Origin of the sequence: Leeuwenhoekiella aestuarii, from assembly GCF_004104055.1 — a bacterium.
In the GTDB taxonomy this organism is placed as follows: Bacteria; Bacteroidota; Bacteroidia; order Flavobacteriales; family Flavobacteriaceae; genus Leeuwenhoekiella; species Leeuwenhoekiella aestuarii.
Genome location: NZ_QOVJ01000006.1, coordinates 105,259 through 123,308, shown reverse-complemented (window position 1 = coordinate 123,308; position 18,050 = coordinate 105,259). Strand labels below are relative to the sequence as shown.

Sequence of the window (18,050 nt, the reverse complement as noted above, 5' to 3'; positions counted from 1 at the left end):
TTAATTCAGGTCAATTTGCAGCAGCCACCATATCGTGTACAAACCAATGATGTGTTGAGTATACGGGTTAAAGCACTTGATCAGGAATTGGTTGCTTTATTCAATCCGCAAACGGCAGAAGCGGAAGGTAATAGTTTGGGAGAAGGCTATTATTATGATGGTTTTGCAGTTGACCGCCATGGAGCTATACGCTTGCCAACCTTAGGAGAAATTCACGTATTAGGATATACAACGGAAGAGATAAGAGCCCTAATCGAAAAGAGATTATTAGACGATTATTTCACTGAAGAAGCAAACATATTTGTTACCGTTAAACTTGCAGGAATTAAATACACAATAGGTGGAGAGGTAGGAGGACCCGGTGTTAAAGTAGAACTGGTAGAACAGCTTTCACTATTTGACGCCATAGTAAATAGTGGTGATATTACAGAATATGGGGATCGTACCGATGTGTTGATCATTCGTCAATATCCCGGCGGAAAGAAAATTCATCATATAGATCTCACCCAAATAGAAGCGTTGAATTCTCCGTATTATTATATTCAGCCCAATGATGTGATCTTAGTGAATCCGCTTCCACAGAAATCATTAGGTTTAGGTACGACCGGTTTACAATCCTTAACTACTGTGGTTTCTATATTAACTCTTGCAACCACAACAATTCTTTTATTCGCGCGACTTTAGATGGAAGATGAATTTGAAATAAAAGATCTGCAGAATTTTTTCGATTTTAGAGGTTTCCTGCTGAAGATCATCAGTTGGTGGCCGCTATTTCTAATCTGTATTGGGATTGCTTATTATATTGCTCATTATAAAAATGTAAGACGGCAAACGGTCTACCGAATGAATACTATGATCACCGTAAAAGATGATCAGAACCCGTTTTTCACATCAAATACCAGTCTTACGTTTAATTGGGGCGGTACTACGGACAAAGTGCAAACCGCAATCATTTTGTTACGCTCTCGCAGTCATAATGAACGCGTTGTAGAAGAATTACAATATTATGTAGATTATTTACAGCAAGGAGCATATCATCTTGAAGATATTTATGGTCAAACTCCGTTTGTGGTAGATGTAAATACCGAGCGATCTCAGTTGTTGGGAAAAATGATCACAGTTGTTTTTACCGATGACACCCATTACGCGTTGCATATCGATTTTAAAGGTGGATCAGGATCTGCTCAGAACTATACTACCAAAGAGCAACTGCCCATTCCCTTGCCAGCAGCATCTTTTGAAAAAGAATATGTATTAGGGGATCCTGTAAACTTGCCCTATTTTAATTTTAAATTGAATCCCTCTGGAGTTCCGGCTCAACCTGGAAAAGAATATTTTATAAAATTCAATTCTTTTAACGGGGTTGTAGGAAGGTATCGGGGGGTTGGTATTGATCAGACCCCATCAGGTTCTAGTATACTTAGCTTAAGCCTCACCGGAAGTAATAAAGCCCGTTTAGTAGATTATTTAAATGCTTCAGTGCGTATTTTGGCTGAAACCCAATTAGAACGTAAAAATCTTTTTGCCACCAAGACCATACAATTCATAGATAGTAGTCTCGCAGTGAAATCTGTTGAGATGAAAAATGTGCAGGAAGAGCTCGATAAATTTCGGGATGAGAACAGCAGTATAGGAATTGGCAGTAGTGAGGAAAGTTTGATCGCTAAAGTGACCGAATTGGATGCACAAAAGCAAAATCTCGAACAGCGTTTAAACTATTATCAAGATTTAGAAACGTATTTACGTTCCCGAGAGGATTATGGGACAGACATTCCCGCTCCATCCATAACCGGGATTGGCGAAGGAAGTGTAACTCAAAGTGTTTCCAGCATTATTGAGTTGGCAGAAGAGCGTCGCCGTCTTGCTTACACTGCAAAACCAAATAATCCTGCATTTAAAGATCTAGATCGCCGGATCAATGCGATCAAAGCCGTTTTGTTTGAAAATATGGCTTCCAGCCAGCAAATTTTACGCGGTCAATTGCAGGAAGTGCGTAGCGAAATTGCTGCAACAGAAGGACAAATGCGCAAGCTTCCTCAAGAGCAACAGCAGTTATTTGGCATACAACGAAGATACAATCTTACAGAAGGGGCATATGGAGTCTTTTTAGATAAGCGCAGTCAGGCTGGTATTGTGAAAGCAGCAAATGTTTCTGATATCGTGATCATCGATGAAGCCAAAGATACCGGAGGCGGAGCGATAGGGCCTAATACTGAAGTGAGTTATGTAATGGCTGTTGTAGGTGGAACGGTTGTGCCCCTGGTTATTGTTTTTTTAATTTTCTTTTTTGATACGAAGATTGGAAATCCAAATGAAATTAAGAGACTTTCAACAATTCCTGTGCTTGGGGCGATTGGGAAGAGTACTTCAAAAAGTAATTTATTAGTAATAGAAGACCCAAGATCTGCAATAGCGGAGTCTTTCCGGGGTTTGAGATCCAGTTTGCAGTTTATTTACAGAAAGCAAAATATTGAAGGAGCAAAAACGGTGCGAATCACTTCTTCAGTAAGTGGAGAGGGAAAAACGTTTTGCAGTATCAACCTGGCCAGTGTGTTTGCATTAAGCGAACGCAAGACCGTTTTGGTGGGGCTTGATTTGCGGAAACCTAAAATATTTGGAGACTTTAATTTGCCTAACGATGCCGGAGTGGTGAATTATTTAATCGGTGAATGTTCATTAGATGAAATTACGCAACAAACTAAAATTCCACATTTAGATGTGATTCTTGCCGGGGCTGTTCCTCCTAACCCTTCAGAACTCCTGATGAGTGATCAGATGGATGTAATGATTGAAGAATTGAAGAAAAAATACGATTACATCATTTTAGATACCCCACCGGTTGGATTGGTTTCCGATGCACTGGAGTTGGATGATTATGTAGATGCGACACTCTATGTGATTAGGCAGCACTATACTAAAAAAGGTATGCTGCGACTGATTAACGATAAATACAAAAAGAAAGAAGTCAATAATATCAGTTTTGTCCTGAACTATTTTAGTGCAAAAAGCAAGCTCGGCTACGGTTACGGTTATGGGTATGAGTACGGATATGCTTATGGCAAATACGGAGATGCGTATCGTGAGCCAAAATCTAAGGGTCTTTTAAGTAAAGGTCGCAGCGTGTATCAAAAAGCCAGTCGTTGGTTAAGTGACCAATTAGAAAAATAATGGAAGAGCAAGAAGAGTGGCTTTATGAAATCAATGCGAAGCAACCTCTGCTTGCCATTGATTTTAAGGAGATCTGGAGGTATAAAGATTTGCTAATACTTTTTGTTCGCCGTGATATTATTTCTGCATATAAACAAACCATTTTAGGTCCACTATGGTATTTGATTCAGCCCCTGTTTACGGGAGTGATTTTCACATTGGTTTTTAATAATATCGCCAGTATTTCAACAGGAGGAGCACCTCCTTTTTTGTTCAATTTAGCCGGGATCACCATGTGGAGTTATTTTGCACAATGTTTAAATAACACCTCCAATACCTTTGCCAGTAATGCCAGTTTGTTTGCCAAGGTATATTTTCCGCGTATTATCACGCCAATGTCACAGGCTATTTCTGCGCTTTTTAAACTAAGTATTCAGTTGTTGATCTTTGCTTGTTTCTATGGGTATTGTGTGTTGAACGGCTACGCATTACACCCCGATATCACGTTGTGGCTATTTCCGTTGGTATTGGGAATTCTGGCAGTTTTGGGCTTAGGTTTAGGGATGTTGATCAGTTCGTTGACCACAAAATACCGAGATTTCCGGATTTTAATCGGTTTTGCTACGACCTTGTTGATGTATGTTTCGGCAGTGATGTACCCTATAGCTGAAGTGCAAAACAGTAAAACGCTTTCAGAATATGCCTGGTTGATCGAATTGAATCCCATTGCGATTTTAATCGAAGCATTTCGATATATGACTTTGCAGGAAGGGATTTTCAACTGGGTATTGTTGGGATATTGCGGTGTGTTGAGTCTGGTAGTCTTTTTTGTGGGCTTAATTGTTTTTAATCGTACGGGGAGGAATTTTATTGATACGATCTAATGAGTGACATCATCCTCAAAGCCGAAAACATCTCCAAGCAATACCGATTAGGTACTGTGGGTACGGGAACCTTACGTGACGATTTTAAGCGTAATTGGGCAAAGTTACGCGGCAAGGAAGACCCCTTTTTAAAAGTAGGTGCGATAAATGACCGAAGTCAAAAGTCAACCGAGGACTATGTATGGGCGTTGCAGGATATCAATTTTGAAGTCAAACAAGGCGAAGTTCTGGGGATTATCGGAAAAAACGGTGCAGGGAAATCTACCTTGCTTAAAATACTTTCCCGGGTAACTGCACCAAGTACCGGGATAATTAAAAGTCGGGGTCGAATTGCTTCTTTACTTGAAGTCGGTACGGGTTTTCACCATGAATTGACCGGACGGGAAAATATCTATTTAAACGGTGCTATACTTGGGATGCAAAAGGCGGAAATCACCCGAAAGCTCGACGAGGTCATTGCTTTCTCCGGGTGTGAACGCTATATCGATACGCCCACCAAACGCTACAGTAGTGGGATGACCGTACGTTTGGCCTTTGCTGTTGCTGCGCATTTGGAACCCGAAATCCTTGTTGTGGATGAAGTGCTTGCGGTGGGTGATGCTGAATTCCAAAAAAAGGCGATTGGGAAGATGCAGGATATTTCTCAGGGAGAAGGGAGAACCGTGTTGTTTGTAAGTCATAATATGGAAAGTGTTCGCAATCTGTGTACACGCGGACTTTTACTAGAAAACGGGACGTCCATTTTTGATGGAAAGGTGGATGATACTGTTGGGCATTATCTGAGTTTAGGAATTCAGAAGAACGCATCAGAACGGATATCCATAAGTGATTTTGAACGTAGCGGAACCGGTCTAGTGAAAATAGCGTCTGTTCGCTTTTTAAATGGAGGTCATTATCAAAAACCAACGACCGGAAAAGCTTTAGATATTTGCTTTCAGCTTGAAAGTGCTATAGATTATCAAATTAAAGATGTGCGGCTTGACTTTCGTATAGACGATATCACCGGTAACAGGTTACTGTGGTTTAGTACTAAAATGCAAGCAGAAGAAGCAAGTTCAAATACTACAAATACAATTGTGTTTAGTCTTGATAAGTTACCGCTTAATTCCGGTTCGTATTGGGTGACTACGCATTTGACTTATAAGGGAGCAGTTGCAGACTGGGCTAAACATGCTTTTCAATTTGATGTGGCTGAAGGGTTTTTCTACAAAGGTTTTAAGGAAGTAGTTTCCAGTCAAAGTAAGATTTTAGTCGACTATAAGGTGTCTTATGATGTTTAAAAAAATAAAGCGTATTGTTAATGAGCTTAGAGCCAATCAGAAAAAAATGCTTTATGCTCAAGAGCAGCTCTATGCTTCTAATAAACTTTTGCATTTATTGCCAAGACCTTATTTTATTCCGGAAACGGGTTGGTCGATGACCCCCAGAGCGATAGTGCATTGCCTAAATCTTATACACATAAGAAAAGCCAAAACGATTATTGAGTTTGGTAGCGGAGCCACTACGCTATATATAGCTCAAACCCTAAAAAACTTAGGAGATGATTTTATATTTTATTCCGTTGAATCAGATCTCACCTGGAAAAATGCCATGGAAGCCCAGCTTGATGCTCTAGGCCTTTCAGATAGTGTTACGATCCTTTATTGTCCTTTAAAGGACGTTTCCAAGGAATGGGCCTATAAAGAACAACATTTATGGTACGATACTGCTATTTTAAAATCTGAAATAGGAGACACGCTTTTTGATTTTGTGTTAGTAGACGGACCTTTTGGTGGAAGTACGCCTTATGCCCGTTACAGTGCTTATCCTTTTTTAACGGACAATAGTCATAACGGCACTATATGGTTCTTAGATGATACCAGTAGACCCATGGAACGTGAAATTATTCAAACCTGGAAAACTGAAAGCAATCTGAATTTAAGTTTATATAAGCGGTACGGAATTCTGGCTTCTGAGTCCAAATTTGATGCTAGTCCTTATGCCTTTGAATAAAGAAATCCGATTATGTGTTTAACCGACTTTCTTAGCTGAAAAATTAAACCACCCGTAAAATGTTGAGGGTGTTGAACGCACCATTATTGAGGTGATACTGTACCCCGTTTATCTTCTGAAAAAAGGAAAGTTGTAAAAGAATCATCGTAACCCCTGAACCTGTAACCGCAGCCGGAGCAAGTGTCACGTTATGGGGCGTCAGGTTGATGGACAAGTTGAGTGGATCGCTAAGTTGCAAATTTCGGGCTTCGGTTGTGAAATCTAAATTTAGGAAGGCCGATTGCAAGGTGACGTGGGTAGCTCCCGGAGGAGCGACCAATTGTGTCCCGGGAACGAAATCCGGAATACTGATCTCGCCGGTAGTTGTGTTTACTGTATAGTCGGCACGAAGCACTTGGGCCAAAATTGCATTTTCGTTACAATCAAAATTTTGCAAGAGCACTTTGCCTTCAGGAGTTGTTAAGCCTACCGCTGGACTGCGTTGCCCTCTTGGAGAGGTGGTGTCCTGATTTTTGATCAACATCAGTTTACGCATCAGGCAGGATGGCAACGTGGGGTCTTGGGTATTGTGCAAAAGCTTCGCTAATGATTGTCGTAGTATTTTACCTGATGTGGCCGCTAAGCCAAATTCGGTGGCATTCTCCCGGGTACGGATGAATGCCGGGTCGTTATTAATACGGTTTTTACTGATGCCGCCTTTGGTGCGAATGAAATAGCCGTTTTTTCCTTTGTAGAAGGTTAAGCCGTCGAGGGTGCCTTCTATTTTGATCAAGCCTTTGAGTGTAGCCATAGTAGTTTGATTACGTTATACATGTTTTAGTTGTCCTTGTTTTGTTACTGCATTTCTAATTTGTAGGTGTTGATCTAAACCGTTTAGGGATGCAGTGCTTAAAACGAATTTATAAAGCCGAAATTAAGTTGCTTTTTAGGCTGAGGCAATTGGGAGTGGTCATTCCTGCCGATTCTGCCGATTCTGCCGGATTTGCCGGAGTGAGGTTTTTTTTGATTTAGGCATAATACGCTTTACCTACGCCTTTGCTACGGAGTAGCTACAGGTTTGTTATGTGAAATGTATCCGTTGGATATATGGAGTTTTAGCTCGATTAGGTTTGAATGATTCAGGATTTGGCCTGGCAAGCAGGTTTGTGAAATGATCAGCCTGCTTAAACGGGTACTCCTACAGAGGTAATCTATTAAAATTGGTATTTAGGATTTTTAGTTATGCATGAACAACCTTTAGTCTCTATCATCATCCCCACTTATAACCGGGCGCATTTGATCGGGGAGACCCTGGATTCGGTGCTGGCGCAGACCTATACCCACTGGGAGTGTATTGTAGTGGATGATGGGAGTACGGATGGTACGGATGAGGTGCTTGCGGAGTATGTGGCTAAAGATTCTCGATTTCAATACCATCACCGTCCCAAAGATCGCCCTAAAGGGGCTAATGCGTGTCGGAATTATGGGTTTGAGTTGAGTCAGGGGGAGTATATTCAATGGTTGGATAGTGATGATATCATAAAAGAAAATAAACTAGAAGCTCAAGTAAATTTAATAATAAATCAAAGTTTTTATACTGTATTAACTTGTAAATGGTATAGAAAGTATGATTTCAATGGTAATCAACTAGTTATGAAGGATTTAAAGATTTATAGAGATTATTACAATCCAATTGAATTACTTGAAGACTACGGAAGGTATAGTACTTTTTACCCTTTACATTGCTTTCTAATTCCCCGAAGTTTAATCGTCAATTCATCACCTTGGAATGAGTATTTAAAGATTAACCAAGATGGATTATTTTTTACCAATATTTTTTTAAATGCCGACAAAATATTATTTGCTCCAGATACTGGGGCTTACTATAGAATGCATTTGAATGAGCAAACAAGTATTGTTAACTCGAAAGAAAAAGCATTAGATTTAGTTCGCAGTTGGAAATTAATTAAAAAATTGATTACTAAAAATTACAAGAAGAAATATGTTAAGCATTATATTAATTTAGGTAAAAATTACTCTTACAGTAGTTTGAAAGAGGGAGGTTTTAAAGAGGTGATTTTTTTAAATTCTCTTTTTTTCAGAGATCAATTAATGAAAGATTTATGGAAAAAGACAAGAAAAATAATAAAAGTCTAGTCTCCATAATAATCCCTACTTATAATCGGGCGAATCTGATTAGGGAGACTCTTGATTCGATATTAGCGCAAACTTATACTAACTGGGAGTGTATCGTTGTGGATGATGGGAGTACGGATGGTACGGATAAGCTACTGGCTGAATATGTAGCGAAAGACTCTCGATGTCAATACCATCACCGTCCCAAAGATCGCCCTAAAGGCGCTAATGCGTGCAGGAATTATGGATTTGAGTTGAGTAAGGGGGAATATGTGAATTGGTTTGATGATGATGATTTGATGTTAAGTCATAAATTACAAGAAGGCGTAAAGGAATTAGAAAAAGGACTGCCCAATTTTATGATTTGCCAATCAGAAATTTATAGTTTGAAAGAAAACAGAACGCAAGGATTAAGATGTCAAAAATTAGTGTCTCAAAATCCACTTGATGATTATATCCAATTTAAAATCTTTTGGTTAACAGGGGCACCTCTTTGGAAAAAAAAATTTTTAAAAAAGAATAGAATTTATTTCAATGAACAGTTATACCAATCTCAGGATTATGATTATCATATTCGAATTCTAGCATTAGGTGAGTCATATAAAACCTCTGATAGAATTGGAGTTGTAATTCGTGAACATGAAAGGAACATGTCAAATAGTATAATGGACAATCCTAAAAAATTTTTATCAAACGTAATTGTGAGGTTTTGGGTACTAAAGAACTATAATCACCTAATAAGTAATGAAACTAAATATTATCTCTTTACACTGCTTTACCAATATCTTTTAAAGAGTGTTAACACTCAAGATTTCAAGACTCGAATGAAAACATATTTGTATCTGATAATGAGCTTAGTTTATTTTAATAACTCGTTAAAGTCCAAAATTTTAGCCTCAGTTAAATGGATTTTAGGAACGATTACAAAAAAAAATGTTTATCTGAAACCTTTTAAGGTGCATATATAAAAGTGGTAAGTATAATAATACCTTGTTATAATCAAGGAGAGTTTATAAGTGATTGCATAAAGTCTGTTAAAAATCAGTATTATACAGATTGGGAGTGTATTGTAGTCAATGACGGAAGCACTGATCATTCTAAAATTATTATTGAAGAGTTAATTGCCAATGATAATCGTTTTTTTCTCATAAATCAAGAAAATAAGGGGCTAAGTACTGCACGTAATACAGGTATTACTTTTGCAACGAGGAAATATATATTACCATTAGATGCGGATGATCGGATTAATAAAAATTTTATATCCAGATCATTTGAAATCCTCTCCAATGATTTAGACATTAAATTGGTTTATACGTTAACTGAGTTTTTTGGAGATGATCAAGGTATGTGGGAATTACCTTCATACTCTCAAAGAAAATTAAGTAGAAATAATATTATTCCCTGTACTGCAATTTTCAAAAAGGTGGATTGGATTGAAGTTGGAGGATATGACAAAAATCTAATTTATGGCTGGGAAGATTGGGATTTCTGGATAGGTTTACTGAAAGGAGGAGGTAAAGTTTTTCAAATTAAGGAAGCTTTGTTTTATTATAGAAAAAAAGCAAACTCTATGTTGAATGCAATGACGAAAGAGCAAGTGGAATATTCGTTAAACTATTTAAGTATAAAACATGCTGATTTTTTTGTAAAACATTACGGATCTTTTAAACACCTTGAAGAAACGATGTTCTATTTAAAAGATCGACAGTTTAAGTTGTTTAACAGTAAGAAATTTGTACTAGATCTGTTTTTTAGAAAATTTTTGCACTTATCACTATTTTCGAAGTATGACGAATTACATAAAAATGAGTGAAATAAGATTTCTAGCTTATTATTTACCTCAATATCATCCAATTCCTGAAAATGATGAGTGGTGGGGTAAAGGTTTCACTGAGTGGACAAATGTAGCTAAAGCAAAACCATTATTTCGAAGACATAAGCAACCTAAATTACCTGCAGATTTTGGCTTTTATGATTTAAGACTCCCGGAAATTCAAGAGAAACAATCAGAGCTAGCGTTGGATTATGGTATAGATGGTTTTATCTATTACCAGTATTGGTTTGGAGGTGATAAATATTTGCTTGAACGTCCAGCAGAGCAAATGTTGGAAAACAAAAAGGTTAAGATTCCTTTTTGTTTTTGTTGGGCAAATGAAACTTGGAAAGGAATATGGCATGGAGTTGAAAGTCCGGATATCCTCATAGAACAGGAGTACGGGGAAGACTTAGATTATAGACAATATTTTGATTATTTATTACCTTTTTTTAAGGATGAACGCTACATAAAAGTAGGAAACAAACCCATGTTTCATATTTACCGAATAGACGATATCCCAAATCTTGAGCATTTTCTAGAACTTTTTAATTTTTGGGCTATTCAAGAAGGATTTAATGGAGTTTATTTTGTAGCTACGATTGTTAATAATATAGATTTCATTAAATCTAATGAATTTATTTTTGGTCAAGTAGGTATTGATATATTTAGAAGGATGAGATACAACCAAGACACTTGGTTTAAAAATGGCTCGTTTTTAAATAGAATTGAAATGAAGTATAAAAGCCTCATTGGTTATACCAATAAAATAGGCGAGCGAAGACGCCCCTTAATATTTGATTACAAAAAAGGGGTGAAATTATTGTCTCAAGATATACCTCATAAAAAATATATTCCCTGCGCTTTTCCAAATTGGGACAACTCTCCAAGATCAGGAAAGAAGTCCCTTATATTTAAGAATGCGACACCAAATGCCTGGAAAGAACATTTGGATCATATGATACGGATTTTAAAAAGCAAACCAGAAAATCCACAAATAATTATTATTAAATCTTGGAACGAATGGGCAGAAGGTAATTATTTGGAGCCTGATCAAGAGTTTGGTATTTCTTTTTTAAAGGTAATTAAAGAATTAAAGTTAACGCAGAAGAATTAAGTTATAAAACAAGCAGATTTAATAAGTGTAATAATGCCCATATATAATGGGGAAAGCTATTTGCAGGAAGCTCTTAACAGTGTTATTATGCAGTCATATGAAAATTTTGAGTTGATTTGTGTAAATGATTTTTCTTCAGATAAAACTAAAGATATTTTAGAGGTAAATTCTAAAGAAGATAGTAGAATTAAAATTATAAATAACAGTGCAAATCTCAAATTACCAGCCTCTTTAAACCTAGGTCATAAAATAGCTCAGGGTAGCTACTTAACATGGACCTCTCACGATAACATTTTAAAAACTAACTGCTTAGAGGTTTTGCTGACGGAATTAAAGGAAAAAGATTTAGACATTATCTTTTCAGATTATGATATAATAGATCAAGAAGGTGATAATGTAAGATACATGAAAGCAGGACCTATTGAAAATCTTTTATTTGGAAATGTTGTTGGTTGCTCGTTCCTTTATAAGCATACAAGCTATAAGTACTTAGAGCCTTATGACGAATCTCTTTTTCTACTAGAGGATTATGATTTTTGGTTGAGAGCTTCTGCAAGTTTTAAAATGGGTCATGTTAATCAAAATCTATATAAATATAGAATTCATAATAGAAGTCTGAGTAGCACAATTCAGTACAATGAAGATTATTCATCTGAGTATGAGAATAATCTTTTAAAGATGTTCTTAAGTTTAGCAAAATTACAAGACTGGCCTTCTAATATCGCAGAGTTTTTAGCTTCTTTGTCAAAAGCTAATAGTCGCTGTTTTTTTTTCTACTGGGATAATAAAACTGTAATACTAAAAACCTTTAGGACATATTGTAATAAAAGTAACCAAGATTTTGAAATGGTAAAATACTTTTTGATCAAAAGAATTAGAGAAATAATACTTTCTAAAAAAGAATTGCAAAATATACCTAATCTTTTCCGAATAATATTTCGAACACCAGAAATCTTATTTGGAGTGAATTTTAGCAATAAAACAACCTTAAACATTCTAATAAAATGTTTAAAAGGAAACTTTGTATAGTATGGTTTCTATCATAATGGCTACCTATAATAGAGCCCATTTCATTGAGGAAACTATACAGAGTATACTTAATCAAGTTTATAAAAGTTGGGAATTATTAATAGTAGATGACGGAAGCGAGGATAATACTTTACAAGTTTTAATGCCTTATTTGCGAGATTCCAGAATACGTTATTTTCAAAGAAACCATAACTATAAAAAGGGACTTCCGGGTTGCAGAAATAAAGGACTAGACCATGCTAAGGGTGAATACGTTATTTTTTTTGATGATGATGATATTGTTCATCCGCAAAATTTGAAACTTTGCGTAGATCAAATACACTCTCGTCCAGATTTAAAGTTTTGTAGGTATAGACGGGAAGTTTTCGAAGGGAAGTTTGATAAGGTTTTTGACACTTCTGAGAAATTAGATAGTTTTCCTATTCAAGGCTTAAAACATTATAGTAAGTTAATTACTCAGGAATTACCCTTTAATTCTTGTTCAGTATTATGGCGAAAAGAGTGCTTTAACGATATTCGTTTCAAGGAAGAACTCTTGTATGCTGAAGAGTGGGAATGCTATACTAATATACTTACCGAGAGGAATAACGGTATCTCAATTGATAAAACGCTTTATTATGGGCGAAAACATAATCATTCCAATACTGGGGAGTTTTATACAGGCAACCCTATACGGGTTCAATCAAAAATAAAAGCCTCAAAAAGCATTATTGATTTACTCAATAGAAAAGGGCTTATGACTCCTCGACTTTATAAATATTTTGGTTGGATGGCTGTATTGTTAAAAAGTAAGTCTCTGTATTATCATTTAGAATCTTATTCATCGGTTGATTTGCAAACAAAAGTCATTACTAAGTTTAAGTATTATTTCAGTTTCTTGTTTGTAATTTACCTACATAGTCGAAAGTTTTTTAAATGAAAATTTTAATTGCTGGTCCTATAGGCCAAGTTGGAGGAAGAGAAATCGAATCAGGTATTTTTGCAAAAGCCCTAGAAGAGGCGGGGTATGAAGTCCAATTACTTTCTACTTCTTATTTGGATAATAAATCCCAAGTATTTGATTTTTTTAAAACCAATGTAACGTCTTTGTATTTGGAGGTCTATAAAGAAACTTTAGCAATACGACTTTTCTCATTATTTGCTTGGCTCAAAAATGGTTTTAAAGGAAGTCCCTACTTTTATGTCGCAAATAAAGTAATTAAAAAGCATTTTAGGTATCGTGAGCGAGTTGAGGCATTAATACAAAGGATGCTTGTTTCCTGTGATATTCTAATCTATATGGGATCCTTTCATTCAAATTATGAACAGACTTTTGTACAATTAACTGACCGATATAATAAAATTTGTTTAGTAAGAATAGTTAATAAAATTAATGAAGAAGCTTTAAATCCTGTTTTTAAAAAAGTAGATGGATTAGTTTTGCATTCTATAGAGAATTGTACGGAAAGTGTTCAAGAATTGGGTGTCGGATTAAGATATCTTGATCAGACAACAGCAAGAGAAAATGATTTTTTAAAACTAGAGATACTTAACTCAACTGTAAAAACATTTGCAGTGATAGGAGCTGTTTATCATATAAAACAGACAGAGTTAGTTATCAAGATGTTTTTAAAATCATCAACAAAGAATGATCAATTATATGTTATTGGAAGAGGACCTGATTTGAATAGGCTCAAAAAACAATATGCTTGTTACAATAAAATTATCTTTACAGGACATTTAAATTATGATGAGTTAATTCAATTTTACAGAAAAATTCATTGTGTAATTATCGCATCTAAATGGGAGACAGGTCCATTAGTCGGGGTTGAGGCTATGGCTGCAGGAAGAATAATTATACACAATGGAGTAGGAGCTATGACTTCTAGGCTTAATAGTCTTCAACATGATTTTCAATTTTCAAATGAAGAAGACTTTCAAAATATATGTGCCTACATAAAAAAGCTTACAAATGTCGAAGTCAATTTGATATCAAATGATTATAGAAACCTATATATGCAGAATCATTCATATGCAAATATATCAACCCAATTAGTTTCTTTGGTAGAGAGTGAATATATAATAAAAAAAGATGCGTGATGGGTTGAACCCTCAAAAGAGGAATGCTAGGGTTAAAAGCACCTATAATCATAGGGTTATCACAGTTGTGTACATTCCTCAGCTTGAAGGTTACTATGCAGAAATGTTTGAGGTTTTCAAACTTTCAATAAAATCTCTTATAAAAACCCTACCTAAAACATCGGCAATTACAGTAGTAGATAATAGTTCTTGTAAAAGAGTACAGGAGTATCAGATTGAATTGCACAAAGATGGAAAAATAGAAAGCTTAGTTTTATTAGCAGATAATATTGGTAAAATTGATGCTCAAATAGGTGCAGCCCGAATGTCTAGAGAGCCATTAATAACACTTACTGATTGCGATATATTGTTTGGTACAAATTGGGTTCAAGATACTTTCAAGATATTTAATTCAATTCCAGAGACTGGTTCGGTCGCGCCTTACCCAAGTCGTCGCTCATTAACTTATGCAACATTTTCTGTTCAGAAAGCAATTCTTAAAGGAAAGTATAAATTAGAATTTGAGCCAATTCCAGAAAATTTTGAAAATTATAACAAGTTTTTAGAGAGTATAAATTGGCATAAAGAAATAAATCAAAATGCACTTTGGCCCATATTAAATAAAGGAAGTGTAAAAGCCATAGTTGGGAGCGATCACCAAGTGCTTACTTTACGTAGGGATATATTGTTTAGTTCAGTTCCGTTTGAACCCTCTTTCATAAAAGTTGGAAATCACTCAGAAGAAAATTATGTCGATTTTCCAATTGATATTTCAGGATATTTTAGATTGTCTCTTAGCAGGTACAGCGCTTTTCATATGGGTAATTCTCCAGAACAATGGATGTACGATATGTTGGATGCGTTATCAGGTGAATCTGAAAACCTAACTTTGAACCTGATTGATACTATGGAATATCCCAAGTTGAGAAATAGTTGGGTTTTTAAGCTTAAGAAAAAGATCATTAAGAAGATTTTTAAGTTTTATATTCCAAAGACCTACCATTACTAATTTGTGAATATTCTAATTTTATCCGAAACGATAGATATTAATGCAAGTAGTGCCGGAAAGGCTAATTATGCCTTGATACGTGCATTATTATCAGCCGGGTTTGAAATCACTGTCTATCATTATTCCCATAAAGAGATACACTTACCTGGTGTTCAAGCCGTCTTAATTCAAGAAAAGAAAACCGATATCAATTACTGGTTGAGTAGAGGACAGCGGGTCTTGCAGCGCATTACCAAAACAGATTTTTCTAAGTCTTTAGAGCAACAGTTTGGATTTTCTTTTACCTTCTTTAATGATGTCAATAGTATGGTGTCGGCTTTAAAGCCTTTACGATTAGCTGACTATGATATTGTACTCACATTGAGTAAAGGAGCAAGTTATCGTACGCATGCTGCTTTACTAAAACTACCTGAATGGCATGCAAAGTGGTTGGCCTATATACATGATCCCTATCCCTTCCATTGGTATCCCAAACCCTATGATTGGATGCAACCCGGGAGCGTTCAAAAGGAAGCTTTTTTTAAGAAAGTAGCTCATAAGGCGCAATGGTTGAGCTACCCCTCCAAAGGTTTGCAAGACTGGATGGGAACTTTTGATGTTAATTTTAAAACCAAAGGGATCCTATTACCGCACCAACCCAGCGAAGTCGTAGTTGTAGATGCAATATTTCCTGAGTTTTTTAATCCGGAGCATTTTAATGTTTTGCATGCCGGGAATTTACTAAAGCAACGGGATCCCTATCCATTAATACAAGCCTGGAATTTGTTTTTAGCACAGTATTCTGAAGCTCAAACGCATGCCAAACTCTTATTGATAGGTCCGGGAGCTTATCATGAACCTAAACTCTCTAAAGTTTGTAATGAAGTAGAAGCTATTTATCGGTATACCGGATCTATGGTTTATGAACAGGTGCGTTGGTTGGAGCAGCATAGTGCGGTAACTATTGTATTAGAAGCAGCAGCTGAGGTGAGTCCGTTTTTACCGGCAAAATTTCCTAATCTCGTACAAGCCAACAATCCTATATTACATTTGGGGCCAAAACATAGTGAAGTGCGTAGACTTTTAGGTGAAAATTATTCATTTGTTGCTGAGGCTGATGACGTTAACCTTATAACATTTAGACTTGAAGAGTTGTATCATCAATGGAAAAATAATACAGTTGCTAATTTATATGAACTAAAACTTCAAGGTTATTTTTCACCTTCATATTTAAGAGCAACTTTAAGTGAACTTATATCCAAATGATTTCAGATGCAAAGTTCTCTATAATTATTCCTGTATACAATGGTGAAAAGTATTTGAAAGAAACATTACTCAGTATACAAAGGCAAAGTTATTCAAACTGGGAGTGTATCGTTGTTGATGATGGCTCTACGGATTCAAGTGTAACTATTGCGGAGCATATTGCTTTTTACGATGGCCGATTTAAAATTTTTCAACGGCCAAATAGCTTGCCTAAAGGAGCGAATAGTTGCCGAAATTTTGGTTTTGATCAAATTTCCGGAGCTATTGTTAACTGGTTTGATGCTGATGATTATATGCTACCTCAATTTATCGAAACTAAAATACATGCTTTTAAAAATGATGTACAACTTGTAATAAGTTCTGGCTTTTTTACTAATGAACTATTAGAAAATAAAAAGCCGATGCAGGTATTCAAAACCCAAGAATTATATACAGATTATTTTTTATGGAACTTAAAATTAATCACAGGTTCCGTAGCTTTTAAAAGAGACTTTTTAAATGGTAGATCGCTTTTTGATAATACCTTAAAAAAAAGTCAGGAGTTTGAATTCTTTACAAGGCTTTTTGTTGACATTAGTCCCAAAGCTTATAGCATAATAGAAACAGAATTATTTTTATACAGATCGCACCCTTCATCTAAGACATCTTTAAATCAAGGCTATAATCAAGCGTTTAAAGAGTCTGAAGCATTTGCTATCTTAGTCAACTTAGAAAGATCAGTAAGGATTTCGAATATTAAAGTAGCAAATAGTGCTTATCGTTTGTTGATTAACTTATTACATAAAGCAATAGCTAACAATCATAGTAGCAATGTTGAAGTTATTTATAGAGGGCTTAAAGATAATTTAAAAGCTACTCGAAGAGGAAAAATGGCCTCTCACATTTTAGGCATAATGATAAACAGTAATAAATTATTCGATATTAATTTCCTTCCTTGGGATAAGTTGCTCAAAAAACTAAATGTTTATTAGATTTTAAATGAACAATTACCTTGTCTTAATCCCCGCTCGTGCCGGTTCACAGCGCCTTCACGGAAAGAATATGCGACAATTTGGAGGCAAACCGCTAGTGGGCCATAGTATAGCCTATGCTCAAGATAATGGTTTTAGCAATGTGGTGGTTACCTCGAATGATAAATGTGTTCTTGAATATGCAAAAAAAGTAGGTGTTGAGGTTGTTAAAAGGCCCGATGCCTTAGCCGGTGACGAAGCCCCAGTAGTTACCGCCTTGCAACACGCAGTAAGTCAACTCCAGAAGCAACACGATGCTGTTATCTTATTACAACCTACAAACCCATTAAGGCCGAAAGGTCTTCTTAAAGAAGCCATCGCGATTTTTGAGCAAGAGGATTGCGACAGTCTGATGACGGTTTCCCGAAATGAACATAAAGTGGGAACCATTTCAAATAATCGGTTTATCCCCTACAATTATCAAATGGGGCAACGCAGTCAGGATCTTGAGCCTTTGTATTATGAAAATGGACTGCTCTATATTTTTAAAACGGAATTGTTAAAAGAGGGGAAACTTCTCGGGGAAAATAATTATCCCTTAATTGTGGAGCACCCTTTTGCCGATATCGATATTGATACAGAAGCTGATTTTAAGAAAGCGGAGTTGTACCTGAAATTTTATAACTAAGAA

At 36.0% G+C, this 18,050-nt stretch carries 17 protein-coding genes; 16 read left to right on the top strand and 1 reads right to left on the bottom strand.

Annotation, left to right across the window (positions count from 1 at the left end):
• The first annotated feature begins 15 nt into the window (after window positions 1-15).
• From DSM03_RS14620 to DSM03_RS14600, 5 genes are read left to right on the top strand one after another with little or no spacing between them, the layout of a single operon-like run.
• On the top strand, window positions 16-684 hold the full coding sequence (locus tag DSM03_RS14620; protein ID WP_338068250.1) for a polysaccharide biosynthesis/export family protein: 669 nt from the start codon (window positions 16-18) through the stop codon (window positions 682-684).
• Window positions 685-3,168 (top strand): polysaccharide biosynthesis tyrosine autokinase, encoded by a 2,484-nt coding sequence (locus tag DSM03_RS14615; protein WP_128763290.1) that lies wholly within the window; start codon window positions 685-687, stop codon window positions 3,166-3,168.
• Entirely contained in the window at window positions 3,168-4,031 is an 864-nt protein-coding gene (locus DSM03_RS14610; RefSeq protein WP_128763289.1) for an ABC transporter permease, read from the top strand. Before DSM03_RS14615 ends, DSM03_RS14610 begins: the two co-directional genes overlap by 1 nt.
• Complete coding sequence (locus DSM03_RS14605; protein ID WP_128763288.1) at window positions 4,031-5,311, top strand: ABC transporter ATP-binding protein; 1,281 nt, start codon at window positions 4,031-4,033, stop codon at window positions 5,309-5,311. Before DSM03_RS14610 ends, DSM03_RS14605 begins: the two co-directional genes overlap by 1 nt.
• A complete protein-coding gene (locus tag DSM03_RS14600; RefSeq protein ID WP_128763287.1) occupies window positions 5,301-6,023 on the top strand; it encodes an O-methyltransferase in 723 nt (240 codons plus the stop codon). The genes DSM03_RS14605 and DSM03_RS14600 overlap by 11 nt, the downstream gene beginning before the upstream one ends.
• A 43-nt stretch (window positions 6,024-6,066) precedes the next feature.
• On the opposite strand, the gene DSM03_RS14595 is transcribed toward DSM03_RS14600, so the two are convergent.
• Window positions 6,067-6,813, bottom strand: coding sequence for a hypothetical protein (locus tag DSM03_RS14595; protein ID WP_128763286.1), 747 nt, complete (start codon window positions 6,811-6,813; stop codon window positions 6,067-6,069).
• Between the two features lie 431 nt (window positions 6,814-7,244).
• Between DSM03_RS14595 and DSM03_RS14590 the strand changes: the two genes are divergently transcribed.
• The 11 genes from DSM03_RS14590 to DSM03_RS14540 are packed head-to-tail and all read left to right on the top strand — an operon-like array spanning window position 7,245 to window position 18,047.
• Window positions 7,245-8,159 carry a glycosyltransferase family 2 protein gene (locus DSM03_RS14590; RefSeq protein WP_128763285.1) on the top strand — a complete coding sequence of 305 codons (915 nt, stop codon included), beginning with the start codon at window positions 7,245-7,247 and terminating at the stop codon, window positions 8,157-8,159.
• The gene (locus tag DSM03_RS14585; RefSeq protein WP_128763284.1) at window positions 8,126-9,106 is read left to right on the top strand and encodes a glycosyltransferase family 2 protein; all 981 of its coding nucleotides are present in this window, start codon (window positions 8,126-8,128) and stop codon (window positions 9,104-9,106) included. Before DSM03_RS14590 ends, DSM03_RS14585 begins: the two co-directional genes overlap by 34 nt.
• Window positions 9,107-9,108: 2 nt before the next feature.
• The gene (locus DSM03_RS14580; RefSeq protein WP_161568067.1) at window positions 9,109-9,951 is read left to right on the top strand and encodes a glycosyltransferase family 2 protein; all 843 of its coding nucleotides are present in this window, start codon (window positions 9,109-9,111) and stop codon (window positions 9,949-9,951) included.
• Window positions 9,944-11,068, top strand: a complete 1,125-nt coding sequence (locus tag DSM03_RS14575) for a glycosyltransferase WbsX family protein (RefSeq protein WP_161568066.1) — start codon at window positions 9,944-9,946, stop codon at window positions 11,066-11,068. The genes DSM03_RS14580 and DSM03_RS14575 overlap by 8 nt, the downstream gene beginning before the upstream one ends.
• 33 nt (window positions 11,069-11,101) lie before the next feature.
• Complete coding sequence (locus DSM03_RS14570) at window positions 11,102-12,097, top strand: glycosyltransferase family 2 protein (RefSeq protein ID WP_128763281.1); 996 nt, start codon at window positions 11,102-11,104, stop codon at window positions 12,095-12,097.
• Window position 12,098: 1 nt separating this feature from the next.
• Window positions 12,099-13,016 (top strand): glycosyltransferase family 2 protein, encoded by a 918-nt coding sequence (locus DSM03_RS14565; RefSeq protein WP_128763280.1) that lies wholly within the window; start codon window positions 12,099-12,101, stop codon window positions 13,014-13,016.
• A complete protein-coding gene (locus tag DSM03_RS14560; protein WP_128763279.1) occupies window positions 13,013-14,176 on the top strand; it encodes a glycosyltransferase in 1,164 nt (387 codons plus the stop codon). The genes DSM03_RS14565 and DSM03_RS14560 overlap by 4 nt, the downstream gene beginning before the upstream one ends.
• A complete protein-coding gene (locus tag DSM03_RS14555; protein WP_128763278.1) occupies window positions 14,169-15,164 on the top strand; it encodes a glycosyltransferase in 996 nt (331 codons plus the stop codon). Before DSM03_RS14560 ends, DSM03_RS14555 begins: the two co-directional genes overlap by 8 nt.
• Before the next feature lie 3 nt (window positions 15,165-15,167).
• Window positions 15,168-16,409: a glycosyltransferase family protein gene (locus DSM03_RS14550; RefSeq protein WP_128763277.1), complete on the top strand. Its 1,242-nt coding sequence runs from the start codon at window positions 15,168-15,170 to the stop codon at window positions 16,407-16,409.
• Entirely contained in the window at window positions 16,406-17,380 is a 975-nt protein-coding gene (locus DSM03_RS14545; protein ID WP_128763276.1) for a glycosyltransferase family 2 protein, read from the top strand. The genes DSM03_RS14550 and DSM03_RS14545 overlap by 4 nt, the downstream gene beginning before the upstream one ends.
• 7 nt (window positions 17,381-17,387) lie before the next feature.
• Window positions 17,388-18,047: an acylneuraminate cytidylyltransferase family protein gene (locus tag DSM03_RS14540; RefSeq protein WP_128763275.1), complete on the top strand. Its 660-nt coding sequence runs from the start codon at window positions 17,388-17,390 to the stop codon at window positions 18,045-18,047.
• The last annotated feature ends 3 nt before the right edge of the window (window positions 18,048-18,050 follow it).

Excerpts from the sequence above, each read along its gene's own strand:
- DSM03_RS14615 (WP_128763290.1), top strand. The coding sequence starts at position 685 with ATGGAAGATGAATTTGAAATAAAAGATCTGCAGAATTTTTTCGATTTT.
- DSM03_RS14560 (WP_128763279.1), top strand. The coding sequence starts at position 13,013 with ATGAAAATTTTAATTGCTGGTCCTATAGGCCAAGTTGGAGGAAGAGAA.
- DSM03_RS14575 (WP_161568066.1), top strand. The coding sequence starts at position 9,944 with ATGAGTGAAATAAGATTTCTAGCTTATTATTTACCTCAATATCATCCA.
- DSM03_RS14610 (WP_128763289.1), top strand. The coding sequence starts at position 3,168 with ATGGAAGAGCAAGAAGAGTGGCTTTATGAAATCAATGCGAAGCAACCT.
- DSM03_RS14595 (WP_128763286.1), bottom strand. The coding sequence starts at position 6,813 with ATGGCTACACTCAAAGGCTTGATCAAAATAGAAGGCACCCTCGACGGC.
- DSM03_RS14545 (WP_128763276.1), top strand. The coding sequence starts at position 16,406 with ATGATTTCAGATGCAAAGTTCTCTATAATTATTCCTGTATACAATGGT.
- DSM03_RS14540 (WP_128763275.1), top strand. The coding sequence starts at position 17,388 with ATGAACAATTACCTTGTCTTAATCCCCGCTCGTGCCGGTTCACAGCGC.
- DSM03_RS14600 (WP_128763287.1), top strand. The coding sequence starts at position 5,301 with ATGATGTTTAAAAAAATAAAGCGTATTGTTAATGAGCTTAGAGCCAAT.
- DSM03_RS14590 (WP_128763285.1), top strand. The coding sequence starts at position 7,245 with ATGCATGAACAACCTTTAGTCTCTATCATCATCCCCACTTATAACCGG.
- DSM03_RS14565 (WP_128763280.1), top strand. The coding sequence starts at position 12,099 with ATGGTTTCTATCATAATGGCTACCTATAATAGAGCCCATTTCATTGAG.
- DSM03_RS14585 (WP_128763284.1), top strand. The coding sequence starts at position 8,126 with ATGGAAAAAGACAAGAAAAATAATAAAAGTCTAGTCTCCATAATAATC.
- DSM03_RS14555 (WP_128763278.1), top strand. The coding sequence starts at position 14,169 with ATGCGTGATGGGTTGAACCCTCAAAAGAGGAATGCTAGGGTTAAAAGC.
- DSM03_RS14605 (WP_128763288.1), top strand. The coding sequence starts at position 4,031 with ATGAGTGACATCATCCTCAAAGCCGAAAACATCTCCAAGCAATACCGA.
- DSM03_RS14570 (WP_128763281.1), top strand. The coding sequence starts at position 11,102 with ATGCCCATATATAATGGGGAAAGCTATTTGCAGGAAGCTCTTAACAGT.